The sequence below is a fragment of the Photobacterium gaetbulicola genome, from assembly GCF_003025515.1.
GTDB lineage: Bacteria > Pseudomonadota > Gammaproteobacteria > Enterobacterales > Vibrionaceae > Photobacterium > Photobacterium gaetbulicola.
Genome location: NZ_PYME01000041.1, coordinates 18141 through 40861, shown reverse-complemented (window position 1 = coordinate 40861; position 22721 = coordinate 18141). Strand labels below are relative to the sequence as shown.

The following is a 22721-nucleotide window of genomic DNA, read 5'->3' as shown; positions in this document are numbered from 1 at the left end:
GGGCATGTACTCATTGAGAGATGGGTATGAGTCACTGAAAATATATTCGGAACCGCCGTATGCGACCCACGCTTGTACGGTGGTGTGAGAGGACGGAGGCCGTGAGGCCTCCTCCTACTCGATTTTTTTTCGTCAATAGCAGGGAAAGACTATTTAGCCTTATAGCGACACGGCCAAAGTGGGGGTTAGTTCCAAAATTGGCCTGAGAAGATTGCGTCAAAAACCTATTTATATTATGTCATTGAAACGTCGGAAAATTGCCGTTTAGGGTGTTTTTTCCCTAAAGTCTGCTGCTCTGCCGCCGATAACGTTAGCACGTTTAGAAAGAGATCTATCCATGAGCCTACGCCCGTTAATCTTTGCTATTGCCTTGTGCAGCGCAATGCCTGCTTCTGCACTGGAAGAGGTGGGTGATGCTGTGCCTGTGTATAGCGAAAACGAGCTCAACCGGATGTTCGTCTCCAACAGTCATTTGCAGCAGGTCCAGGCCGACGATTGCCAGCTGGTTCAGGATATCGAGGCGCGGGCAATCCGGGTCGAGTCCCCTTCCTACCAGTTTCTCTATGGCGACATGCTGGCTTGGGGCGTATGCGTCGAGCGGGATGTCGAGCTTGGCGTCCACTACATGCAGTCGGCTGCCCAGCAAGGCTCACCGGCAGCGTTGGAGCAGCTCGGGCGTTATTACGCTCGCGGCACCTTGGTCCAACAAGATCGGGAGCGGGCGATCCCCTACTTGCGTGAGGCCGCCGCCATGGGCAATGTCGATGCCCGTATCCAGCTGGCAGAGTTGCTGCTGAGTAATTACGGCAGTCCGCTCGACTTTGAAGATGCCTACCGCTGGCTGTATAACACGGTGACGGCTAGCCAAAGTACCCATAACCAGATTGCCCGCCTGCGCCGCGGCCTGGAAAGCCGGATGCCGGCCAACGTGATTGCCAGAGCCAAGCGACGGGATAGTTTTTGGTAGGTAAAGCTCGCTGGAAGCGGGGTTAGTGCGAGTTTCTAGTCGAGAAGAGAGATACAGAAAGAGAGGCTTGAGCCTCTCTTTTTTTGTTGCAATTAAATCACCTTGTGCGGGCCGAAGCATTCGTAGTGAAGTTGCTCTTCGGTAATGCCCATCGCCAATAGCTGCTTGGCCACATGCTGCATGAAGCCGACCGGGCCACAGAAGTAGTAGTGCATGCCTGGAGTCGCGACCAGTTCTTTAACCTTGTTCAGATCCATCATACCGTCAAACTGGAAGTCTTCGGCCTGGCTGTCTGAAGCCAGCGGCTCACGGTACCAAGTGTGGCTGGTAAAGTGATCATGCTCGGCAACCATGCGCGCGATGGTGTGCTTGAAGGCATGGTGATCGCCGTTCTCGGCAGCGTGTAGCCAGTGCACGCCGGCTTGGTGACTGGTTAAGGTTTCCAGCATCGACAGGGTAGGCGTTAGCCCGACACCGGCAGAAATCAGTGCTACCGGGGTGGTTGCTTCAACATCGAGGAAGAAGTCACCAGCTGGCGGGGCGAGCTGAACGGTGTCACCCACTTGCAGGGCGTCATGCAGATAACTCGAGACCTTGCCGCCCTCTTCGCGCTTGACCGAAATCCGGTATTGATCGGCCTGTGGAGCGGAAGACAGGCTGTATTGGCGGATTTCCTGGAACTCGAACCCTTCTGGTTGGAGGTAGATCCCCAGGTATTGGCCAGGCTGGTAGCCGGCGACTGCGCCGCCGTCCGCCGGTTTGAAGGTGAAGCTGGTGATCACTTCGCTCTCTTGGGTTTTCTCGGTCAAGATAAACTCGCGGGTGCCTCGCCAGCCCCCCGACTTGCCTTCGTTCTCTTGGTAGATCTCTTCTTCTCGTTTGATAAAGATATCAGCAAGCAGGCCGTAGGCGTCAGCCCACGCATCTAAAACTTCTTGGCCCGGGGAGAGCAGATCGTCAATGGTGCCCAGCAGGTGGCCGCCAACAATCGCGTATTGTTCGGCGGTGATCATGAAGCTGGTGTGTTTATGGGCAATTTTCTCCACCGCCGGCAACAGGGCTGGCAGGTTTTCGATATTGTTGGCATAGGCGCAGATGGCATTGAACAGCGCTTCACGCTGGTCACCATTGCGCTGGTTGCTCATATTGAAAATATCTTTCAGCTCAGGGTTGTGGCTGAACATACGCTCGTAGAAATGAGCCGTCAGGGCGGGGCCGGTTTGGGCAATAATCGGGGCGGTCGCCTTCACGATTTCGATTGTTTTGGTGTTGAGCATGACGTTACCTTTAATGATGTATTTATAATATATGTTTTAAGTTCTATCGTATCTGTATCTTTTAGTCAATAACCAGATTAAAATGTCGTCAGGAGGAGTTATTGTGCAACTGACGAGTTTTACCGATTACGGCCTGCGTGCCCTGATATACCTAGCAACCCTGCCACAGGGTGAGCTGGCGAGCATAACTAAAGTGACCGAGATTTACGGCGTGTCGCGTAACCATATGGTGAAAATCATCAATAAGCTGGGGCAGCTGGGTTACGTCGAAACAGTGCGCGGTAAAAATGGCGGGATCCGCTTGGGTATGCCAGCTGATCAAATCGTGCTCGGCGACGTCGTGCGGGCGATTGAGCCTTTGCAAATCGTTAATTGCAGTGAGGAATTTTGCCATATTACTCCAGCCTGCCGACTGAAAGGCATTTTATTCAGTGCACGCCAGGCTTTCCTGGATGAGCTGGACAATCACACCTTGTCAGAAATGATCGAGGACAACCCGCCTCTGCGTGTCCTGTTGGATCAGCCTGCTCAGTGACAGCCAATCAATAACTTCAAAATCTCTCTGGGGAGCTAATTTTTCGACTTGGCTCCCGTCTGTTCACCTAGGGCGCAGATATACTTGAAGTATCTCTTCGCCAACTTGGATCTAATTATGTCAAAAGGTACTACCGATATACCGGTCGATCCTTTTCGCGATCGCGAAGCTTCAAACTACGAAAACCCTATCCCTAGCCGTGAAATGCTGCTGGATGTGATTCGCAGTTACTCAACGCCCGTAAGCCGCGATCAGCTGTTTGAAGAACTCAAACTCGAGGGCGATGAGCAATATGAAGGCCTGCGTCGCCGCCTGCGCGCCATGGAGCGCGATGGCCAGCTGATCTTCACCCGCCGCCAGTGCTATGCCCTGCCGGAGCGTCTCGATTTGATCAAGGGCCATGTGATTGGCCACCGGGACGGGTTTGGCTTCCTGCGCCCGGAAGGGACACATAGCAAGGAAGAAGACTTGTTGTTACCCCACCACCAGATGCGCGGGGTGATCCACGGCGATTATATCTTGGCTCAGGTTGCCGGTACGGATAAGCGGGGCCGCCGCGAAGGCCGTGTGGTCCGTGTGCTGCAGCAGTATGAAGGACAGATTGTCGGCCGCTTCTTTATCGAGGACGGCATGGGCTATGTGGTGCCTGACGATTCCCGTATTGCCCAAGATATCGTGATCCCGAACGACCAGCGCATGGGCGCGCGAATGGGCAACGTGGTGGTGGTCGAGATCAGCCAGCGCGCGACTCGCCAGTACAATGCCGTCGGCAAAGTGGTCGAGGTCCTGGGCGAGAACATGGCGCCGGGAATGGAAATCGAAATCGCCCTGCGAACCCATGATATTCCGCACGAGTGGCCACCGGAAGTCGAGAAGCAAATTCAGGGACTGGGCGAAGAAGTACCTGAAGAGGCCAAGCAGGGTCGTGTCGATCTGCGCCAGCTGCCGTTGGTGACCATTGATGGTGAAGATGCCCGCGACTTCGATGATGCGGTGTACTGCGAGCGCAAGAAATCGGGAGGGTGGCGCCTGTGGGTGGCTATTGCCGATGTGTCCTACTACGTTCGCCCGGACTCGGCACTGGACAAAGAAGCGGTTCGCCGCGGTAACTCGGTGTATTTCCCGTCTCAGGTGATCCCGATGCTGCCGGAAGTGCTGTCGAACGGCCTGTGTTCGCTTAACCCGCAGGTGGACCGCCTATGTATGGTGTGTGAGATGACCATCTCGGCATCGGGCAAGCTGTCTGGCTACAAGCACTACGAAGCGGTGATGAACTCGCATGCGCGCTTGACCTACACTAAAGTCAGTAAGATGCTTGAGGGGGATGAAGAGCTGCGCGAGCGCTATGCACCGCTGGTGCCTCACCTCGAAGAGCTGTACAGCATGTATAAGGTCCTCAAGACGGCGCGTGAAGAACGCGGGGCGATTGAGTTTGAAACGGTTGAAACCCAGTTTATCTTCAATGCCGATCGTAAGATTGATCGCATTGTGCCGGCAGAGCGTAACGATGCCCACAAAATCATTGAAGAATGTATGATTATGGCCAACATTGCGTCGGCTTCCTTGGTGGAAAAAGCCAAAGAGCCAGCGCTTTACCGAGTGCACGATACCCCAGGCGAAGAGCGTCTGACAGGCTTCAGGGATTTCCTTGGCGAGCTGGGGCTGCAGTTGTCTGGTGGCCTGGAGCCGGCACCGAAGGATTACGCGGCACTGGCCGCGATGATCCAGAGCCGTCCGGATCATGAACTGATCCAGACCATGCTGCTGCGATCGATGAAGCAGGCGGTTTACCAGGCGGACAATATCGGCCACTTTGGCTTGGCGCTGAACCGTTATGCCCACTTCACCTCGCCGATCCGCCGTTATCCTGACCTGACGCTGCACCGTGCGATCAAGTATCTGGTGGCCAAGCAGGCAGGGACTAACAAAGATCGCTGGACGCCGACCGGGGGGTACCATTATTCGTTTGATGATATGGATACCCTGGGTGAGCAGTGCTCGATGACCGAGCGCCGTGCCGACGATGCGACCCGTGACGTGGCCGACTGGCTGAAATGTGAATACATGCAAGACCATGTGGGCGATGAGTTTGACGGGGTGATTGCCAATGTCACCGGTTTCGGTTTCTTTGTCCGTCTCAACGAGCTTAATATCGATGGCCTTGTGCATATTTCCAACCTGGCCAATGATTACTACCAGTACGATCCGATCGGCCAGCGCCTGATTGGCGACAGTTCGGGACAGGTTTATCGCCTTGGCGATACGGTCAAGGTCAAAGTGGCCTCGATCAACCTCAACGACCGCCAGATTGACTTCGATATCGTCGGTAGCACCCGCAAGCCGCGCGGGGCTGGTAAAACGGCCAAGAACCGTGATAAAAAGCAGCGCATGCGCAAGGCTGAGGGCATGCAGCGCCAGAGCCTGAAGGTTTACCGGGTCGCGGATGGCGAAGCCCAGCAGGAGCAGCGCTCGAAGTCGAAGAAAGAGCGCAGCTCGGTCCGACAGAAGCTAAAAGCCGGTGCTATCCCCAAGCTAGAGGAAGACAAGGCACCGGAAGGGAAGGCCGGTAATAAGGGTGGCAAGGGTAAGCCGACCGCGAAGAAGAAATCGACCAAGGCCCGTAAGAAGAAACAGCGTGCCGGTAAGAAAGAACGAGCAGCAAAGAAGATTTAATCCATGAGTAATGACATGATTTTCGGCATTCATGCCGTGAAAGCCGTTTTGGCATCAGATCCTTCCCGTTTCATCGAGGTCTTTGTCCTTAAAGGCCGCGAGGATGACCGCTTGCTGCCGCTGCTCAATGAGCTGCAGATGCTTGGGATCACTATCCAGCAGGCTGGCCGCAAGGCGCTGGATGATAAAGCCAAAGGGGCATCACACCAGGGCATTATTGCCCGCGTGCGCCCGGGCAAGCAGTACAACGAAAACGATCTTGACGAGATTTTGGCTGGCAAAGACAACCCGCTGCTGTTGGTGTTGGATGGTGTAACCGATCCGCACAACCTGGGGGCGTGCCTGCGTAATGCCGATGCTGCCGGTGCGGTGGCGGTGGTTGTACCGAAAGATCGCTCTGCCCAGCTGAATGCGACCGCCAGCAAGGTGGCTTGTGGCGCGGCGGAAGTGGTGCCGTTGGTACGTGTGACTAACTTGGCCCGCACCCTGCGAGCCTTGCAGGACAAAGGCGTATGGGTCGTGGGTACTGCCGGTGAGGCAACCCATGATATCTACCAGAGTAAGTTGACCGGCCCGCTGGCGATTGTGATGGGCGCGGAAGGCGAGGGCATGCGTCGCCTGACTCGCGAGACCTGCGATGATTTGATCAAAATCCCGATGGCCGGCTCGGTATCGAGCCTCAACGTTTCTGTTGCAACCGGCATCTGCCTGTTCGAAGCGGTACGCCAAAGGCAGTAAGCTAAACGTTCCTGTGGTGCTATGCTGTGGGGCTATGGTAAAGGAGCGGGGAGGTCTTTGCCCGCTTCCTTAACACTAACCCTGTGATTTAGTGAGTAAGTGAAGGTGCTTGCTTGTCTAGCTCATGGGGTTTGTTATTTTTCTAACCACAGAACCACTTTCATCACAAATTTCTCTTGCGTCAATTGTCCATTCTCTGTACTATTCTGCCTCCAAATTCTCGGTTATTTATTTTAGTTCCTTGCTTCTCTTGGTTAACCGAGCCAATCCGAGAAGCTGATTAATCCGTAAGGAGCAACCCATGCGTCATTACGAAATCGTATTCATGGTGCACCCTGATCAAAGCGAACAGGTTGCTGGCATGATCGAGCGTTACACTGCTGCTATCAAAGATTCTGGCGGTCAAATCCACCGTCTTGAAGATTGGGGCCGTCGTCAACTGGCTTACCCAATCAACAAACTGCACAAAGCACACTACGTTCTACTGAACGTTGAAGCTGAGCAGTCTGTAATTGACGAGCTGGAGTCTAACTTCCGCTTCAACGATGCAGTGATCCGTAACATGATCATGCGTACTAAAGGCGCTATCACTGAGCCATCTCCAATGATGAAGGCTAAAGAAGAGCGTGCCCCACGTCGTGAAGAGCGTGCAGAGCAACCAGCTCCAGCACAATCTGAAGGCGAAGCAGCAGCTGAGTAATTTTTGAGTGGCCAATCGTCTGGTGTTGCTCGGCGTCATTGCCTAAGCCTCCAAGCGAAGCACATTGTTAACAAATAATGCTTTGGCATTCTGGTTAGCAAGCAAGGTCAACAAATACTCACTCAAGTTTTAGCTGTTGGCAGCCACATTAAGGTAGGAGACTTTGTCTCGTACTAAACCGAAGGCAATAGCATCGGTACATTAATGTTCTATGCCAACCACATTGATAAAATTTAGATCAGGAGATAGCCCATGGCACGTTTCTTCCGTCGTCGTAAGTTCTGCCGTTTCACTGCAGAAGGCGTACAAGAGATTGACTACAAAGACGTAGCAACTCTTAAAAACTACATCACTGAAGCTGGTAAAATCGTACCAAGCCGTATCACTGGTACTCGCGCTAAATACCAGCGTCAGCTAGCTCGCGCTATCAAGCGTTCTCGTTACCTAGCACTTCTACCATACACTGACAAGCATCAGTAATCGGTAGCGGTTTAATTAAGTTTAAGAGGACAAGATAATGCAAGTTATTCTACTTGATAAAATCGGTAACCTAGGTGGCCTTGGCGATCAGGTTAACGTTAAAGCGGGTTTTGCTCGTAACTTCCTTATCCCACAGGGCAAGGCAGTAATGGCTACTAAAGCTAACGTTGAAATGTTCGAAGCTCGTCGTGCTGAGCTAGAAGCTAAAGTTGCTGAGCAACTTTCTGCTGCTGAAGCACGCGCTGAGAAAGTTAACGCGCTTGAAGCTGTAGTTATCGCATCTAAAGCTGGTGACGAAGGTAAACTATTCGGTTCTATCGGTACTCGTGACATCGCTGACGCAATCACTGCGGCTGGTGTTGAAGTAGCGAAGAGCGAAGTTCGCCTACCAGAAGGTGCTCTACGTACGACTGGCGAATTCGAGATCAGCGTTCAGCTGCACTCTGACGTATTCGCAACTGTTAACCTAAACGTTGTTGCTGAAGACTAATAACGTTTTGTGTTGATTGCTTAAAACCAGCCTCCGGGCTGGTTTTTTTATGCCTTGGCAACGGTGGTCATCGCTTGAGAGTAGCGGGATTGCCCCGCAATGGGAATGGCTGGGTTATTGTCGAGGCGGGTTACATCTTGAACAGCAGGTTAATCGTCATGGCCGAGTCGCGCTTCTTCAAGCCATCGGGCACCCAGCTGTTGAGCTTTTGGTTGTTGCTGATTTTAATGGCGACAAAGTCACTGATGTCGGTCGTGAGGTTGAATTCGGCTTCCATGGTACTGTTGCTGTTGCCAGCGATACCGGTCAGGCGGACACCAAGTTCGACGGTTTTGGACGGTTTCCAGGTCATTTTGGCATTGCCACGGAGGATCAGCTCATCCACCGTCTCCGGCAGGATGATATCATCGTCATCGATCTCATCGAGGTTGGGCTCCTGGTGGCGGTAACCCGGGCCGGCTTCCACTTCCATCTGAAAGGTTTCCCACCGGACTAACTGGTAACCCAGACCGGTTGCCAGGGTGAAATCGGTAAAATAGGGCCCGTAGCGGTCATCGACGTAGTTGATGTTACCCAGCACATAGGTCCGTTCATTGACTTTCATGTCGCTCTGCAGTTCGACCTGGCCTTTACGCTTGTCTTCCTTACCGTCTTTTTCAGCCAGCAGGAACCGGAACTCACCGGTGTGACGGTACTGGTTCTTGACGTACGTGCCCCCGAGTCGGGTGTTGAGGGTTTGCGAGTCCGAGTTGCCGCCGAGAGATTGGTAACCGAGTTCAAGCTCGGTGCTCAGTGGTGGCGGGATCCGGGTTGGGCGCTCATCAGTGGCGGTGGCATTGGCTTGGGTGCTGGCAAGCAGAATTAAAGCTAACAGGGTTCTTGCCAAGCGGCCTCCTCGTCGGTTGTAACAGTCAATCACCAAACCCCGCAGTGTAACCGATTTATGTCATATTTGGGTCAGGAATTGCGATCAGAATGTACCGAATTGCTCGTAAGGCCCTAATATGGCATTTCAGAAGGGAAATTCGCTATCGGCGCTATATTGATAGATGGACTCGTTCCGAATTAAGGTATAATGCACGGCTTAGTTTCCGGCAATCATTTCAATTCCTATGGCAGAGAATAGCAAACCGAACCAACCCAAAGACTCCAAGATGGACGCGATCAAGATGGCGCCGCACTCGCTAGAGGCTGAGCAGTCGGTTCTCGGCGGCTTGATGCTGGACAACGAGAAATGGGATGTCGTTGCCGAGAAAGTCGTGGCCAAAGACTTCTACAGCCGGCCCCACCGGATTATCTTCGAAGGGGCGGCCGCGCTGCTGGAAGGCGGGGATCCGCTTGATTTGATCACCTTGTCCGAGCACCTTGAAAACGCAGATCAGCTTGAGGATGTCGGTGGTTTTGCCTATCTAGCCGAATTGGCGAAAAATACCCCGTCGGCGGCGAATATCTTGGCCTATGCCGAGATTGTTCGTGAGCGGGCGCTGATCCGTGACATGATCAGCGTGGCCAATGAAATTGCCGATGCCGGTTATGATCCCCAGGGGCGGGACAGTGAAGAGCTGCTGGATATGGCAGAGAGCAAGGTATTTGCCATTGCCGAGCAGCGTACCTCGGAAAATGAAGGCCCGCAGAATGTTGAGGGTATTCTCGAGAAAACCCTCGAGCGTATCGAGCTCCTCTATCAGACCCCGCAGGACGGGGTGACCGGGGTGACGACCGGGTTCTCGGACTTGAACAAAAAGACCGCCGGCCTGCAGGGCTCGGATCTGATTATTGTCGCGGCCCGTCCGTCGATGGGTAAAACGACCTTTGCCATGAACCTGTGTGAGAACGCAGCGATGGCCGAGGAAAAGCCGGTGTTGATTTTTTCGCTGGAGATGCCCTCAGAGCAGATCATGATGCGTATGCTGGCCTCGTTGGCACGGGTGGACCAGACCAAGATCCGTACCGGCCAGCTCGATGACGAAGACTGGGCGCGTGTCTCTTCTGCCATGGGCAAAATGATGGAAAAGAAGAACATGTATATCGACGACAGCTCGGGCCTGACGCCGACGGAAGTACGCTCGCGGGCCAGGCGCATTGCCCGTGACCACGGCGGCCTGAGCATGATCATGATTGACTACCTCCAGCTGATGCGGGTGCCGAGCCTGCAGGACAACCGTACCCTGGAAATTGCGGAGATCTCCCGCTCGCTCAAGGCGTTGGCCAAAGAGCTCAATGTGCCGGTGGTGGCGCTGTCGCAGCTGAACCGCTCGCTGGAGCAACGGGCCGACAAACGCCCGGTGAACTCGGATTTGCGTGAATCGGGTGCCATCGAGCAGGATGCCGACTTGATCATGTTTATCTACCGTGATGAGGTGTACCACGAAGACAGTGCGCTCAAAGGCATTGCTGAAATCATTATCGGTAAGCAGCGTAACGGTCCGATCGGAACGGTGCGACTGACCTTCCAAGGCCAGTTCTCCCGCTTTGATAATTATGCCGGCCCGGCCTTTGATGATGAATAAGGCTGACACAGCCATAGATGTAGTACCGGTTTGCCGGGGCAATAATAAGTAGGAACAGAGATGAAAGCGGCGACAGCGTATATCAATACCGAGGCATTGACTCACAACCTGCAGCTAATCCGCAGCCAGGCACCGAACAGCAAGATCCTGGCGGTGGTGAAGGCCAATGGCTACGGCCATGGGCTGGAGCATGTGGCCAAGAGCCTGCCCGATGTCGATGGCTTCGGGGTTGCCCGGATTGAGGAAGCACTGACCTTGCGGGCTGGCGGTGTCGTCAAGCCGGTGCTGTTGCTGGAAGGGTTCTATGCGCCATCGGATTTGCCGGTGCTGGTAACCAACAATATCCATACAGTCGTTCACTCCATCGAGCAGCTTGAGGCGCTGGAGCAGGCCGAGCTAGACAGTCCGGTGGTGGTGTGGCTGAAAATTGATACCGGCATGCATCGCCTCGGGGTCCGCCCCGAACAATATACCGAGTTTGTTGATCGTCTCCATGCCTGCCCGAATGTTGCCAAGCCGCTGCGCTATATGAGCCATTTCGGCTGTGCCGATGAGCTGTCCAGTGATGTCACGCCACGCCAGATCGAAGCCTTCATGGCCCTGACCGACGGCTGCAGCGGCGAGCGCTCGCTGGCCGCTTCCGCCGGTATCTTGGCCTGGCCCGATAGCCACCTCGAGTGGATCCGTCCCGGCATCATTATGTACGGCGTGTCACCGTTTGCTGAGATTGAGCGGGCGGCGGAGTCATACAATATGAAGCCAGTCATGACGTTGACCTCCAGCCTGATCGCGGTGCGCGAGGTGAAAAAGGGCGAGTCGGTGGGCTACGGTGGGATTTGGACCAGCGAGCGTGATACCAAGGTGGGCGTGATTGCGATTGGCTACGGTGATGGCTATCCGCGTACCGCACCAAACGGTACCCCGGTGTTGGTCAACGGGCGCGTGGTGCCGATGGCCGGCAGGGTATCGATGGACATGCTGACGGTCGATCTCGGACCGGACTCGACCGACAAGGTCGGCGATGAGGCCATCTTGTGGGGCGATGGCTTGCCAGCTGAGATTGTGGCGGCCCATATCGGAACTATTGCCTATGAGCTGGTGACTAAACTGACATCCCGAGTTGCGATGGCTTACCAATTACCGAAGCAATAATAACCGACTGATAAACCCATTTATAATGACAAAGATTATCAAAGCCGCAGCAATGGTTGCGGCTTTTTCATGCTCAACCACCAGTTGGGCCGATAGCTGGCCTTCATGGACGCCCGAAACGGCCTTTGTCCCCTTTGCCTTCTCGACCGATGCCATGGGTGTTTCGGTTGGTGTGGCAGGCTTGCTCAAAGGCGCGGGACAGCCCCAAGCGGCTTTGCTTGGGGCCGGGGTGTACAGTGAAAAGGGCACCTGGCTGACCTACCTCGGGGCCAGTAACTATATTCTCAGCCAGGACAGCCGCTGGCTCTTTGGCGCGGAGCTGTTCGATGCCAGTTACCAACAGTTCGATTATTACCTCGGTGAGGCTGCGAGCAATGACTCCACGGTTGACGACAAGGTTGTGGCCGATGCCAAGGAGTTCCAATACCGCTTATCCATGCGCTATGTGCTGCCATTGGGGGCCGGGAAAACCCAGGGACTCAGGGCGGCGCTGATGCCAACTCGCCGCCTGACTGGCCATACCCCGTGGCAGAGTGGCGTCAGCTCACTGGAATTCAGGCCATTTTACCAGGGGCGGGAATTCGACGAGCTACCGACCTCGCATATTGAGCCGGCCGGTTTCAGTGAGGCCGAAGAAGTGTGGGGGCTGGAAACCCGCCTTGACTGGGATAACCGCAACAACACCCGCAATCCGACCGAAGGGAGCCAAAGTCAGTTCTCGGTGATGGTCGATCCCGGCAGCAGTGATCGTGCCAGCTGGTGGAAGTGGGAGTTTGAGCAGAGTGGGTTCTGGTCGTTCGGTAACCTGGGCGATTTGTTCGACCAGCAGGTACTGGCATTGAACATGTATACGGCGGATATTCCCTGTTGGAACAGCACCGAGCAGGTCAATGGCAGTGATGCGTTCCGTCGTCCACCGGCCTATGCGGGCAACCGCCTGGGCGGCTTGTATCGGCTGCGTAGCTTTTCCGGTGGCCGCTTTGTCGATCGGGCGGCCTTGAGCTATAGCATGGAATACCGGGTGATGCCTGACTGGCAGCCGCTGGACGATTGGCCGGTATTTGAATGGTACAATGTGCCATGGTGGCAGTGGGTGGCTTTTGTCGACGTCGGCCGGGTGGCCGATGAGTACGATCTGGCCGAATTGCACCGTGATATGAAATGGAGCGTCGGTGGTGCCGTGCGTTTCCAGGTCGAAGGGATCGTGGTACGAACCGAAATGGCCTGGGGCAGTGAGGACAGCTTGTTCCGGGTTATGATCAACCAGCCATTCTAGGACGGCCGGGCGGTTGCACAATCGGCTGGGCCGCCCGGTCAAGAAATAAACTGCGCTATACTTGTTCGTACCACTGTCGGTGTTTGTTACAATATTGTCCTCTGTCTCGCCGTTATCCATAATTTTTTCTGGTATAGATACTCATGTCATCGAAATTTCTCGAAAAGGCCTGGAGCCACAAAACCGTTAACCTGGAAGATAAGCTGCTGCTGGTGGCCCTGGCTGAGCTATCGGACCGAGACGGTGCCTTCATTACCAGCATGGTGCAGCTCAAAGAGATGATGTGTGCCTCTGAGAGCATGATCGATAACCTGATAGCCAAGCTGTCGATGGAGCAGGTGATCATCGGGGTGAACAAGGCTTCCGCGAGTTACCGTACCAGCGGCAAGATCAATGGCCGCCTGAACTTTGATACCTATGTTGATCCCGGCGTAGCTGCTGGCAATACGGGGTATGCCCAGTCCCATGGCCAGCAGGATGTTTATAGCAATGCCAAGCGGGTGTCGAGCTTCCATCGCTCCCAAGTTACCCCGGTGAATAAGACGATTTCTGGCAAAGCGATCAATATTCTCGAGCTCTCCCCAAATGTTATCGAGCCCTGGGCCGAAGCGGTGATGTTCAAGAGCGGCTACGGCAGCCAAACCCAGGTATGGGCATCGTTTGTCGAGCGTGTTCGAGAAGTCCCAAGCAAGCAGCTGTATTCGCTCGATGAGCTCAGGAGCCGCCTGCATTCCCACCTTCATAGTGAGAAAAGCTACAAGCAGGGATACAGCCGTCCGGCCGCGAGACCCCAGTCGGTGAAGCGGGGTGCGATTGATATCTTGGAAGAAAAGATTGCTAACTTTAACTTTAAGAGTGATGACGAAGGGGATGACCTACTATGAGTTCGCCAAAGAACATCAGTGAAACTCATGCCGAGTACTGGAAGCGAGTGAAGAACGAGCTAAAAGCTCATCAACAGCCCGATAAAAGTGCCCCCCCGGCCTCCTCTGTCCCGGCTCAGCCTTCTGCCCCGGCCGTCAGGAGTAGTGCTCCCGCCCTGGCTCCGCAACCCGACGATACCGGCACTGTCGGCTTTGCGGCAGACAGCCAGGGAGCATCGGGTTTTTCCCCGAAGACACAGGTGATGCTGGATAAGTACACCGGGACCGAGCAAAAGAAAATCATGCAGTTTTGGTATGATATGAACATGAACTTCGGGCAGAGCAAAGTGCGCCAGGAGTTCGGTGATGAGCCGGGCGAAAGGCTGATGCAGTTTGCTGCCTCGTTGGATCGCAACAGTTACCGCCGTCTCAAAGATAACCTGGACGAGCGCTTGAAGAAAGGCCAAGAGTGGCCACCTTCTTTTGCGGTCTTTAAGGCGCTGAAAGATACCCCGACAGATCGCGAGATCCTCGAAGCCCGGACCAATATTCTGACCCTGAAAAAGCCGGTTAGCCGGGTTGAAATCTATATCAGCAAGCGTAAATCGGCCAAGCTCAGAACGCTGTCAGAAAAGTACATCGCGGAAGAGTTTCGTACGCTCTACCTCGAGGCGTTTGAGGAAGTGGAGATTTATGACCGTGATATCACACTGGACGAGCGGGAATCGGCGATCAGCGAGGTCACCAACAACATCCCGAAGTCAGAGATGGATAAAAACATCGATGATATGGTGGCACATGGCTACAAGCTGCCGGGCAAGCTCGGGGAAACTTTCGACAGGATCCAATCCCTGAGGGCAAATAACACTCATGTGGTCATCGACGAGATTGACTAACCTGATGCCCCATTCGCAAGATACTGCGGTTCCGTTATTTTGAGGTTATTGAGGTAGATGCAAGAATTTACTGTGCTAGAGCGCAAGGAGTCCTATTTCCTGTGCACCAAAGGGTCTGGTCACTGCCGTATCATTATTGATGACAATAGCCAAACGTTGCCGCTGGGCACCTTTATGCTCCATGTCGAAGAGATCTCCGACCGCTATGCCCACCATGCCAACGATGCGGTATTCCGGCTACTGATGCCCTTCGAGGAGCAGGGCAATATCGATATTTGTACGTTGGCCACCGGGCGCAAGAACCACTTTGTGTACAAGCGGTGTTTGCAGTTAGGCGGCAAGTGGGAACCGGTGCTCAACGAGTGGGTTTTCTCCGCGGCCATCAAACACGAAGTTGACAAGTTAGCCGAGCAGATAAACTCCGAGCTGGTCTATATCGAGGCGACCTTCAACGAGACCATCAAGCTCACCACCGAGCCTCTGACCCTGTTTGGCTATCCGCTGGTCAAGTCCGTCGCTAACAGCGGCAAAGTGAGCTTGAATTACGGGATGAAGCTCACGGCCGGTGAAATCGTGTGTATGCCGCTGGACACGCTGCAAACGATTATCCTGGCTGACTCGAAAGTGCGGCTGTATGTCCCCAAGGCCCTCTTGGCGCTGCCGCAGTTTCACGAAGACTTCCTGTGTGTGGTAGAGGTCGAGAAAAAGCGCAAGCCTCGCAAGAAAACGCCTTTTCCATGGTAGCTAGCCCGCTGTTCACTCCTTTCAAGCCGCCCGGCAGCCATTATTCGCCCTGTAGGGTGATCACCACTCGGCGGCTACCACCTTGGTCACGGTGTTCGCCAAGGTAAATTCCCTGCCAGGTGCCCAGAGCCAGCCGCCCTTGGCTGATCGGGATACTGACACTGGCGCCCAGCATTGACGCCTTGATATGGGCAGGCATATTGTCATCGCCCTCATAGGTGTGCTGGTAGTAGGGAGCGCGCTCAGGCGCGACGTGGTTGAAGTGGGCCTCCATATCACTGCGCACGGTCGGATCGGCATTTTCGTTGAGGGTCAGACTGGCCGAGGTATGCTGGACAAAGAGGTGGGCGAGACCGACATGAAGCCGGGCGATCTCTGGGATTTGTTGTTCAATTTCATCGGTGATCAGGTGGAAACCACGCCCTCGAGGGCGAAGCTGGATTGTTTTTTGGTACCACATCGTTATCATCCTTCTTAATACTGGCGCTAGAAACGTGACGCCTAGTGAATATTTGACGGTTCCTTGGCTTGCAACTTACTCTCGAGTTTCGTGACCTGACGCAATGAAGGTAGGTATGCCTTCACGTCATAATTATTCATAAGTTGTAAAATTACAAAAATTTAGCTGACCTGATAAGTTGAGCTACACTAGGGTCAACGCTACCAGCAAGATTTACTAAGATCGGGGATCCATTACTTGGGTTTTGCTGACAAGACTAATGGATTAACAATTAAAAATCAGGAATTTCATCATGTTGAAAAACATCAATCCAACCCAAACTGAAGCGTGGAAAGCGCTAACGGCACACTTTGAAGATGCACAGGACCTGCAGCTAAGCGAGCTTTTTGCCAGTGACAGCGAACGTTTTAACACGTTTTCGGCCAACTTCGGCGACGACATCCTACTGGATTTCTCCAAGAACCTGATCACTGAAGAAACCATGGGTAAATTGTTTGCTCTGGCTGAGCAGACAGAAGTCAAAGCCGCGATTGCCGACCTGTTCAGCGGTGAGAAAATCAATAAGACTGAAAACCGTGCGGTGCTGCACTCGGCCCTTCGTAACCGCAGCAATACGCCAATCATGGTTGATGGCGAAGACGTGATGCCAAACGTCAATGCGGTATTGGAAAAGATGAAAGCTTTCACTGCGCGCATTGTTGATGGTGAGTGGAAAGGGTATACGGGCAAAGAAATCACCGATGTAGTGAACATTGGTATCGGTGGCTCTGACCTTGGCCCGTACATGGTGACAGAGGCCCTGGCGCCATACAAAACCCGCCTTAGCATGCACTTCGTGTCTAACGTTGATGGCACCCACATTGCCGAGACACTGAAGGGGCTTAACCCAGAAACCACGCTGTTCCTGATTGCTTCCAAGACTTTCACCACCCAGGAAACCATGACCAATGCCCACTCGGCACGTGATTGGTTCTTGGCTTCGGCGGGCGATCAGGCTCACGTTGCCAAGCACTTTGCTGCACTATCGACCAACGCCCAGTCTGTGGCTGACTTCGGGATCGACACCGACAACATGTTCGAATTCTGGGACTGGGTGGGTGGCCGTTACTCACTATGCTCGGCTATCGGCTTGTCTATCAGCCTAGCAATCGGCTTCGATAACTTCGTTGCGTTGCTTGACGGTGCTCACGCAATGGATAAGCACTTTGCTGAAGCGCCGCTTGAGCAAAACCTGCCAGTGATCCTTGCCCTGATCGGTATTTGGTACAACAACTTCCATGGTGCTGAGTCTGAGGCTATCCTGCCTTACGATCAGTACCTGCACCGCTTTGCGGCGTATTTCCAGCAGGGCAACATGGAATCAAATGGCAAGTGTGTTGACCGTGGCGGTAACCCTATCGATTACCAAACGGGCCCAATTATCTGGGGTGAGCCAGGTACCAATGGCCAGCACGCGTTCTACCAGTTGATCCACCAGGGAACTAAGCTGATCCCATGTGACTTCATTGCGCCAGCTATCAGCCACAACCCACTGAGCGACCATCATCCAAAACTGATGGCCAACTTCTTTGCCCAGACTGAAGCATTGGCCTTTGGCAAAACCAAAGAGCAGGTTGAAGCGGAATTCCTGGCTGCCGGCAAAACGCTGGAAGAGGTTGCTGAACTGGTACCATTCAAGGTATTTGACGGTAACCGCCCGACTAACTCCATCTTGGTTAAGCAGGTAACGCCATCGGTATTGGGTTCCCTGATCGCGCTGTATGAGCACAAAATCTTTACTCAAGGTGTGATTTGGAATATTTACAGCTTCGATCAGTGGGGTGTTGAGCTGGGTAAACAGCTAGCGAACAAGATCCTACCTGAGCTGGGCGGTGATGAGGCTATCGCGAGCCACGATAGTTCGACGAATGGTTTGATTAACGCATTCAAACAGTGGCGCCAGTAATTGCCAACTGTATCGAAATGATAAAAAACGCCGCTTAGCGGCGTTTTTTTTATGAAGAGTTTTTCAGCGGCATTAAGACAGCGCAACAACTTCGCTAGCCTGTGGACCTTTCTGACCATCTGTCACGATAAACTCAACACTTTGACCTTCATGTAGGGTGCGACGGCCCTGAGCCTGAATAGCACTGAAGTGGACGAATACATCTTTGCCATCAGCACCAGAGATAAAGCCAAAGCCCTTTTCATCGTTGAACCATTTAACGGTTCCAGTCAGTTTGTTCATGTTACGATCTTTCCTTTGAATGAGGGTATTTCCTTGCTTAGCCCCTACGGGTAAGCAAAATGACGCGCAGGGGGACATCAAACTAATAAGTGACTTGATGCCTATCCAGCATATCGAGTCTAGATCGAATATATGGCAGTTGGTAGTCTTTTATCTGAGATTTGTGGCAACTTCACATAAAAATCAAAGTGATAAGTTTGATGGTAGCGGCGGGAATGGCTTCCAGCCAGCCAAGCTAGCTGAAAGCAAAAGGGCAGGAAGTGGCTAGCCGTCAAAGCATATTTCGATGAAGGCTTTACCGTATTCAGAGTCGAACGGCATGATAATGATAGCGCCATCACACTTGTGAGTAATGGTATGGCCGCGGCCGGAAACGACGGCAGGGGTTGCCATATCGAATTCATAGCCTTTTTCGGCCAAGATGCGCTTGGCACCTCCGGTCACCATATTAGTGATTTCACCCACCATATCAGTGACTTCTTCATTAATACTATGTGGGCGCTCGCCCAGCATTCTCTGCATTATTTCCAGCGCGAGTCCCTCATCAAAGGTGATTGACATCGATCCTCTGGTTTTCGGGCCGACCATACCTATTAAGCCGGAAACATCGCCTCTGGCGACCTCATCTTTTTTAAGACGGGGTTTCTGTGGAGCCAGCTCCATTGACGCCATGGTTTTGAGAACATTCAAAAGTGACGCCAAGAAAGGGTTTACGAATTCTGCGCGCATAATCTAATAACGACTGTCTCTGTCTGAATAAAATAACTTACTTGTTTTTACAATGCTGGCAAACACCATGGCTTTCTACGACATGGTTAGTGACCTCAAAGCCTCGTTGCTCGGCTCGCTGGCGAAGGAGTTTGGCGAGCTCCTCGTCATGGCACTCCTCGACGTTACCGCATTGGCTGCAAATGAGAAGCTGGGAGCAGTGATCAGCATGGCCCAGCAAGCAACAGGCAATATAGCTGTTGGTCGACTCGACTTTGTGTACAAAGCCTTGGGCAAGAAGAAAGTCCAGCGCTCGGTAGACCGTCGGAGGTTTGGCTTGTGGTTCGCTTTCTCGCAGCAAATCCAATAGCTCATAGGCACTGATTGAACTGTGGTGCTCAATGATCAGGGCTAGAACTTTCAGTCTTTGAGGCGTCAGTCTTACTCCTCGTTGCTCACAGAGCTGCTGGGCGGTTGCCAGCAACTGACCTTTATTTGCCATATAACCTCAAAATACAAGCGATAAGTACTCCATCTTACCATAATCGTGCCTAAAGTGATGTTAGTTATGGTGATTCCGTTACGCCAGCCGGAAAACAACGGTTGTTGATCCTGTTTTGATCCTGGCTTGGAATGCGCCTGGTATGTTGATCTTGTTTTTGGTTGATGAGCAGTTGAAAGCTGTACGGTTTTGGATTGTAAGTGTCTGCATTTCTTAGGTTGCTGAATTTAAACGGATTTTATGCATGTGCAGCTTTTTATGGAATTTTACAGGTGAGCCCTCTAGGTAATTGGCCTGTCAGTGTGAAAATGCATTTTTCCTAAAAATCAACAGCTTGTGTTTTTTAATGAAATGCGCTCACTCTATTTTGGCCTATCATGTTCTTTTTACTCTGAGTATTTGTCCTATCATGATCAAATTGAAGTAACTTGCTGGCTTGCCATGATCTTTTTGCACATGAACTTTTTGTAAACGGTGCGAGCCCCTGCTCGATGTACAGTAAAAGTGTATATTTTCATCTTTAAGCTGATCTGTTTTTCTTGTGATGGGTGGGGTGTTTTTATTACTTTTTATTTTCAGTGTCTTATGTTGATGTTAAGCTTTTGTTGCTTTTTTCTCGGTGTGCTAGTGACTTAATGCGAATGTGCCTGCTGAGGCAAATTGGCAGGTTTTTTGTCGCTCTTTACAGTACCGAGCATCTGATCTTTTAGGCTCAATACGATGTGATTTGGGATAGAGGCCGTAATAGGGTAGAATCCGCCTCCTTGCAACGTTGTGAGATCCTTGGTGTTGGTTCTTTTCCCAGCGTCAGGAACGATAGATTTAGCGGTCGATAATGAGGTTTCCGATGACAGATACTGCTGTTGTAATGAACGAACAGTCAAACAATGAGCAAACACAGCTGGGCCAGTACCCGGACTGTCGTTTATCTATTGCCCCAATGCTCGATTGGACTGACCGTCATTGCCGTTACTTCCATCGCCTGATCAGTGAGCGTACCCAGCTTTATACCGAAATGGTGACCACCGGTGCCATTATCCACGGTAAGGGCGATTACCTTGCTTATAACGAAGAAGAGCACCCATTGGTACTGCAGTTGGGTGGCTCGAACCCGGCAGAGCTAGCGCAGTGCGCTAAGCTAGCGGCAGAGCGAGGCTATGATGAGATCAACCTTAATGTCGGGTGTCCGTCTGATCGTGTCCAGAATGGTCGCTTTGGGGCTTGCCTAATGGGGGAGGCCGATTTGGTGGCACAGTGTGTGTCGGCGATGCGAGAAGTGGTGGATATCCCGGTATCGGTGAAAACGCGCATTGGTATTGATGACCAAGATTCGTACGAGTTTCTAACCGACTTTATTCGCATTGTGAGTGAGAAAGGTGGCTGTGAGGATTTCACTATCCATGCTCGCAAGGCATGGTTGAGCGGTTTGAGCCCCAAAGAAAACCGAGAGATCCCGCCGCTGGATTATCCGCGTGTCTACCAGCTAAAACAAGACTTTCCGCACCTGACCATGGGCATCAACGGTGGGGTGAAGACCATGGCAGAAATTGAGGCGCACCTGCAGCATATGGACGGCGTTATGGTTGGTCGCGAAGCCTACCAAAACCCATACCTGCTAGCCGAAGTGGATCAACGCCTGTATGGCTTAGACAAGCCGGTGAAAAAGCGCCGTGAGATTGTGGAGGCCATGTTCCCGTATATCGAGCGTGAATTGGCCAAAGGGACTTACCTGAACCATATCAGCCGCCACATGCTGGGTTTGTTCCAGAATATGCCGGGGGCCCGTCAGTGGCGCCGGCATATCAGTGAAAATGCTCACAAGCCGGGCTCGGGTATCGAGGTCTTGGAGCAGGCGATGGCGAAGATCCCGGCTCACCTTGATGTTTAAGCCTGCCGGCTCTCAATGGTGAAAAAAGCCAAATAGTTGGCGAAATAGACCAGACCAAAAATTATAAAGGCATACCGTTTTGCGGTATGCCTTTTTTAGTGGCTTGATATATATGGATAAATGTAATTTCAACAACGTGGTCTATTTTGTGCAGTATCCAATTCATACCAGGTAATGATATTGCCAACGGTGCTTACGGGATATCAAAGGAGAAAGTGATGATCGAGTTTTTATTTTTGCTGGTGTTTGCCGCGGTACTGGTCTGTACCGGTGTGAGTATTTTGGGGATGGCGCTGGCGGTTGTCGCCGGATTTGTGGTGATGGCAGTTGCAGGCATGATTGGGGTGGTGTTTAAGTTACTGCCTTGGTTGTTGCTGATTGCGGTCGTGGTATGGTTTTACCGCGAACACAAAGCCGAGCAAGCCCACAGGAAACGTTACTACCGTTGAGTAAGCTTGGTCCTTGGCTAAAGCTTGAATGTAAAAATCTGAAAAGAAAGTAGATGATTGACATTGACGGTGCAGTTTTCTTAACCGGCATCTGCTATAGTCTGGCCGTTTTTTATCTTAAAACTAATAAAGAGCGGAGACTCAACATGAATAAATTAGCGCTTTCTGCGGTAGCCGCTGCTGTCGCACTGTCTGCGGCAGTACCTGCCCATGCCGCAACGCTTTTTGGGGTAAAAGTCGGTGCTGATGCTTGGTTCAACGACGCCAAGGTTAACGATAGCCGTAGCGAGTCGGATAGCAATACGTCGGGCTCTTACTATGTGGCATTTGAGCACTTCGTTCCTTTGGTACCGAACTTCCGTCTGCGTTACACCGATGTTGACAATGGCATTGTGTCGTTCGGCCAAACGGAATACACCGCCTACTATGAAATTCTGGATAACGATGCTGTCGCGTTCGATATCGGTGTGACCATGTCCAAGTTTAACTCCGGTAAGTTCGACGGACAGAGCTTTAGTGAGTGGCAGCCAAACCTCTACGGTAATGTTGAGCTGGGTATCCCAATGACACCGTTATCACTGTTTGGTGATCTCAACTTCGGTAACTACGACAGCACCAGCACGGTAGATGGCCAGGCAGGCGTGAAGTGGAGCATTCCACTGGTTGCGGCGGATCTGAACCTACGAGCGGGCTACCGTGTGATGGACTACGACTTTGATTTTATCAAAGGCGACGGTGAGTTCTTTGCCGATGGTTGGTTTATCGGTGCCGAGATCGACATCTAAGCAATTAATTTTGTGAACCTATTGCAAAGCCACGAGAAATCGTGGCTTTTTTGTTGCCTGTTTTCTCGGTTTTGTACCATTTTTATAAAAGGTGAAACGGGAAGGGGCTCGGGTTTATGACGTTAACAGAATTGCAGAACCTCTATGCCAACAGCGAGATCGTGGAAGCAGTGATTGAACCTTCCATTCAGGCGAATGGGTGGATTGTCGAGTTCCGCCATCGCCGGGGCGGTTTTGTCCCCCTCACGGATGGGGCTGGTAGCGAAAAATGCTATCGCGATATTGATACGGCCACTGAGAGGGCATTCGAAGTCGGTTTTCACCAGGTGAGGATAGCCGATACCTTTTGAATTACTGAGAAAAACTGCAGCTGAGTCTGCAGTTTTTTTTGCTCATTACCC

24 protein-coding genes and 1 pseudogene are annotated in these 22721 nt (G+C 52.5%); 19 read left to right on the top strand and 6 right to left on the bottom strand.

Features of this window, described 5'->3' with window-relative positions:
• Nucleotides 1-88 (top strand): annotated as a pseudogene (locus tag C9J03_RS27225) (group II intron maturase-specific domain-containing protein); the annotation flags it as partial.
• 249 nt (nt 89-337) lie between these two features.
• The gene (gene motX, locus C9J03_RS24490) at nt 338-967 is read left to right on the top strand and encodes a flagellar protein MotX (protein ID WP_044622047.1); all 630 of its coding nucleotides are present in this window, start codon (nt 338-340) and stop codon (nt 965-967) included.
• Between the two features lie 92 nt (nt 968-1059).
• On the opposite strand, the gene hmpA is transcribed toward motX, so the two are convergent.
• Nucleotides 1060-2244, bottom strand: coding sequence for an NO-inducible flavohemoprotein (gene hmpA, locus C9J03_RS24485; protein ID WP_044622046.1), 1185 nt, complete (start codon nt 2242-2244; stop codon nt 1060-1062).
• A 103-nt stretch (nt 2245-2347) separates the two neighbouring features.
• On the opposite strand from hmpA, the gene nsrR reads away from it, so the two are divergent.
• From nsrR to rplI, 6 genes are all read left to right on the top strand, one after another.
• The gene (gene nsrR / locus C9J03_RS24480; RefSeq protein WP_039459111.1) at nt 2348-2779 is read left to right on the top strand and encodes a nitric oxide-sensing transcriptional repressor NsrR; all 432 of its coding nucleotides are present in this window, start codon (nt 2348-2350) and stop codon (nt 2777-2779) included.
• Nucleotides 2780-2896: 117 nt separating this feature from the next.
• A complete protein-coding gene (rnr, locus tag C9J03_RS24475; RefSeq protein WP_044622045.1) occupies nt 2897-5452 on the top strand; it encodes a ribonuclease R in 2556 nt (851 codons plus the stop codon).
• A gap of 3 nt (nt 5453-5455) precedes the next feature.
• The gene (gene rlmB / locus C9J03_RS24470) at nt 5456-6190 is read left to right on the top strand and encodes a 23S rRNA (guanosine(2251)-2'-O)-methyltransferase RlmB (protein WP_039459114.1); all 735 of its coding nucleotides are present in this window, start codon (nt 5456-5458) and stop codon (nt 6188-6190) included.
• A 301-nt stretch (nt 6191-6491) separates the two neighbouring features.
• Nucleotides 6492-6890 carry a 30S ribosomal protein S6 gene (gene rpsF / locus C9J03_RS24465; protein WP_039466435.1) on the top strand — a complete coding sequence of 133 codons (399 nt, stop codon included), beginning with the start codon at nt 6492-6494 and terminating at the stop codon, nt 6888-6890.
• A 252-nt stretch (nt 6891-7142) separates the two neighbouring features.
• Entirely contained in the window at nt 7143-7370 is a 228-nt protein-coding gene (rpsR, locus tag C9J03_RS24460) for a 30S ribosomal protein S18 (protein ID WP_002539422.1), read from the top strand.
• A gap of 37 nt (nt 7371-7407) precedes the next feature.
• Nucleotides 7408-7860: a 50S ribosomal protein L9 gene (gene rplI / locus C9J03_RS24455; protein ID WP_039466447.1), complete on the top strand. Its 453-nt coding sequence runs from the start codon at nt 7408-7410 to the stop codon at nt 7858-7860.
• 130 nt (nt 7861-7990) lie between these two features.
• Here the strand turns inward: rplI and C9J03_RS24450 are convergent, their stop codons facing one another.
• Nucleotides 7991-8746, bottom strand: coding sequence for a DUF481 domain-containing protein (locus C9J03_RS24450; RefSeq protein WP_039466449.1), 756 nt, complete (start codon nt 8744-8746; stop codon nt 7991-7993).
• Nucleotides 8747-8972: 226 nt separating this feature from the next.
• On the opposite strand from C9J03_RS24450, the gene C9J03_RS24445 reads away from it, so the two are divergent.
• The 6 genes from C9J03_RS24445 (at nt 8973) to C9J03_RS24420 (ending at nt 15301) form a co-directional block, all read left to right on the top strand.
• The gene (locus C9J03_RS24445) at nt 8973-10370 is read left to right on the top strand and encodes a replicative DNA helicase (protein ID WP_039466451.1); all 1398 of its coding nucleotides are present in this window, start codon (nt 8973-8975) and stop codon (nt 10368-10370) included.
• A 60-nt stretch (nt 10371-10430) separates the two neighbouring features.
• On the top strand, nt 10431-11522 hold the full coding sequence (gene alr, locus C9J03_RS24440; RefSeq protein ID WP_039466453.1) for an alanine racemase: 1092 nt from the start codon (nt 10431-10433) through the stop codon (nt 11520-11522).
• 25 nt (nt 11523-11547) lie between these two features.
• Nucleotides 11548-12798, top strand: coding sequence for a BamA/TamA family outer membrane protein (locus C9J03_RS24435; RefSeq protein ID WP_044622044.1), 1251 nt, complete (start codon nt 11548-11550; stop codon nt 12796-12798).
• Between the two features lie 143 nt (nt 12799-12941).
• Entirely contained in the window at nt 12942-13682 is a 741-nt protein-coding gene (locus C9J03_RS24430) for a hypothetical protein (RefSeq protein ID WP_044622043.1), read from the top strand.
• A complete protein-coding gene (locus C9J03_RS24425) occupies nt 13679-14557 on the top strand; it encodes a hypothetical protein (protein WP_044622042.1) in 879 nt (292 codons plus the stop codon). The genes C9J03_RS24430 and C9J03_RS24425 overlap by 4 nt, the downstream gene beginning before the upstream one ends.
• Nucleotides 14558-14614: 57 nt before the next feature.
• The gene (locus C9J03_RS24420) at nt 14615-15301 is read left to right on the top strand and encodes a hypothetical protein (RefSeq protein WP_044622041.1); all 687 of its coding nucleotides are present in this window, start codon (nt 14615-14617) and stop codon (nt 15299-15301) included.
• A 40-nt stretch (nt 15302-15341) separates the two neighbouring features.
• Here C9J03_RS24420 and C9J03_RS24415 read toward each other — a convergent pair whose 3' ends face one another.
• Nucleotides 15342-15761 carry a secondary thiamine-phosphate synthase enzyme YjbQ gene (locus tag C9J03_RS24415; protein WP_044622040.1) on the bottom strand — a complete coding sequence of 140 codons (420 nt, stop codon included), beginning with the start codon at nt 15759-15761 and terminating at the stop codon, nt 15342-15344.
• A gap of 292 nt (nt 15762-16053) precedes the next feature.
• Here C9J03_RS24415 and pgi point away from each other — a divergent pair, with 292 nt between their 5' ends.
• On the top strand, nt 16054-17706 hold the full coding sequence (gene pgi / locus C9J03_RS24410; protein ID WP_039466465.1) for a glucose-6-phosphate isomerase: 1653 nt from the start codon (nt 16054-16056) through the stop codon (nt 17704-17706).
• Between the two features lie 72 nt (nt 17707-17778).
• Here pgi and C9J03_RS24405 read toward each other — a convergent pair whose 3' ends face one another.
• The 3 genes from C9J03_RS24405 to zur form a co-directional block, all read right to left on the bottom strand.
• Nucleotides 17779-17988: a cold-shock protein gene (locus tag C9J03_RS24405; RefSeq protein ID WP_039466466.1), complete on the bottom strand. Its 210-nt coding sequence runs from the start codon at nt 17986-17988 to the stop codon at nt 17779-17781.
• A gap of 264 nt (nt 17989-18252) precedes the next feature.
• The gene (locus C9J03_RS24400) at nt 18253-18717 is read right to left on the bottom strand and encodes a chemotaxis protein CheX (protein ID WP_039466469.1); all 465 of its coding nucleotides are present in this window, start codon (nt 18715-18717) and stop codon (nt 18253-18255) included.
• 37 nt (nt 18718-18754) lie between these two features.
• Nucleotides 18755-19198 carry a zinc uptake transcriptional repressor Zur gene (gene zur / locus C9J03_RS24395; protein WP_039466471.1) on the bottom strand — a complete coding sequence of 148 codons (444 nt, stop codon included), beginning with the start codon at nt 19196-19198 and terminating at the stop codon, nt 18755-18757.
• 868 nt (nt 19199-20066) lie between these two features.
• Here zur and dusA point away from each other — a divergent pair.
• The 4 genes from dusA (at nt 20067) to C9J03_RS24375 (ending at nt 22670) form a co-directional block, all read left to right on the top strand.
• Nucleotides 20067-21086 (top strand): tRNA dihydrouridine(20/20a) synthase DusA, encoded by a 1020-nt coding sequence (dusA, locus tag C9J03_RS24390; protein ID WP_044624327.1) that lies wholly within the window; start codon nt 20067-20069, stop codon nt 21084-21086.
• A gap of 218 nt (nt 21087-21304) precedes the next feature.
• A complete protein-coding gene (gene pspG / locus C9J03_RS24385; RefSeq protein ID WP_044622039.1) occupies nt 21305-21535 on the top strand; it encodes an envelope stress response protein PspG in 231 nt (76 codons plus the stop codon).
• A gap of 146 nt (nt 21536-21681) precedes the next feature.
• Nucleotides 21682-22320 (top strand): TIGR04219 family outer membrane beta-barrel protein, encoded by a 639-nt coding sequence (locus C9J03_RS24380; RefSeq protein ID WP_039466519.1) that lies wholly within the window; start codon nt 21682-21684, stop codon nt 22318-22320.
• Nucleotides 22321-22436: 116 nt separating this feature from the next.
• Nucleotides 22437-22670: a hypothetical protein gene (locus tag C9J03_RS24375; RefSeq protein WP_039466476.1), complete on the top strand. Its 234-nt coding sequence runs from the start codon at nt 22437-22439 to the stop codon at nt 22668-22670.
• Nucleotides 22671-22721 lie beyond the last annotated feature (51 nt).

Excerpts from the sequence above, each read along its gene's own strand:
- C9J03_RS24430 (WP_044622043.1), top strand. The coding sequence starts at position 12,942 with ATGTCATCGAAATTTCTCGAAAAGGCCTGGAGCCACAAAACCGTTAAC.
- rplI (WP_039466447.1), top strand. The coding sequence starts at position 7,408 with ATGCAAGTTATTCTACTTGATAAAATCGGTAACCTAGGTGGCCTTGGC.
- C9J03_RS24445 (WP_039466451.1), top strand. The coding sequence starts at position 8,973 with ATGGCAGAGAATAGCAAACCGAACCAACCCAAAGACTCCAAGATGGAC.
- rlmB (WP_039459114.1), top strand. The coding sequence starts at position 5,456 with ATGAGTAATGACATGATTTTCGGCATTCATGCCGTGAAAGCCGTTTTG.
- rpsF (WP_039466435.1), top strand. The coding sequence starts at position 6,492 with ATGCGTCATTACGAAATCGTATTCATGGTGCACCCTGATCAAAGCGAA.
- C9J03_RS24375 (WP_039466476.1), top strand. The coding sequence starts at position 22,437 with ATGACGTTAACAGAATTGCAGAACCTCTATGCCAACAGCGAGATCGTG.
- C9J03_RS24435 (WP_044622044.1), top strand. The coding sequence starts at position 11,548 with ATGACAAAGATTATCAAAGCCGCAGCAATGGTTGCGGCTTTTTCATGC.
- C9J03_RS24425 (WP_044622042.1), top strand. The coding sequence starts at position 13,679 with ATGAGTTCGCCAAAGAACATCAGTGAAACTCATGCCGAGTACTGGAAG.
- hmpA (WP_044622046.1), bottom strand. The coding sequence starts at position 2,244 with ATGCTCAACACCAAAACAATCGAAATCGTGAAGGCGACCGCCCCGATT.
- alr (WP_039466453.1), top strand. The coding sequence starts at position 10,431 with ATGAAAGCGGCGACAGCGTATATCAATACCGAGGCATTGACTCACAAC.
- rpsR (WP_002539422.1), top strand. The coding sequence starts at position 7,143 with ATGGCACGTTTCTTCCGTCGTCGTAAGTTCTGCCGTTTCACTGCAGAA.
- dusA (WP_044624327.1), top strand. The coding sequence starts at position 20,067 with ATGAACGAACAGTCAAACAATGAGCAAACACAGCTGGGCCAGTACCCG.
- C9J03_RS24405 (WP_039466466.1), bottom strand. The coding sequence starts at position 17,988 with ATGAACAAACTGACTGGAACCGTTAAATGGTTCAACGATGAAAAGGGC.
- C9J03_RS24420 (WP_044622041.1), top strand. The coding sequence starts at position 14,615 with ATGCAAGAATTTACTGTGCTAGAGCGCAAGGAGTCCTATTTCCTGTGC.
- pspG (WP_044622039.1), top strand. The coding sequence starts at position 21,305 with ATGATCGAGTTTTTATTTTTGCTGGTGTTTGCCGCGGTACTGGTCTGT.
- motX (WP_044622047.1), top strand. The coding sequence starts at position 338 with ATGAGCCTACGCCCGTTAATCTTTGCTATTGCCTTGTGCAGCGCAATG.
- C9J03_RS24400 (WP_039466469.1), bottom strand. The coding sequence starts at position 18,717 with ATGCGCGCAGAATTCGTAAACCCTTTCTTGGCGTCACTTTTGAATGTT.
- C9J03_RS24380 (WP_039466519.1), top strand. The coding sequence starts at position 21,682 with ATGAATAAATTAGCGCTTTCTGCGGTAGCCGCTGCTGTCGCACTGTCT.
- pgi (WP_039466465.1), top strand. The coding sequence starts at position 16,054 with ATGTTGAAAAACATCAATCCAACCCAAACTGAAGCGTGGAAAGCGCTA.
- zur (WP_039466471.1), bottom strand. The coding sequence starts at position 19,198 with ATGGCAAATAAAGGTCAGTTGCTGGCAACCGCCCAGCAGCTCTGTGAG.
- rnr (WP_044622045.1), top strand. The coding sequence starts at position 2,897 with ATGTCAAAAGGTACTACCGATATACCGGTCGATCCTTTTCGCGATCGC.
- C9J03_RS24415 (WP_044622040.1), bottom strand. The coding sequence starts at position 15,761 with ATGTGGTACCAAAAAACAATCCAGCTTCGCCCTCGAGGGCGTGGTTTC.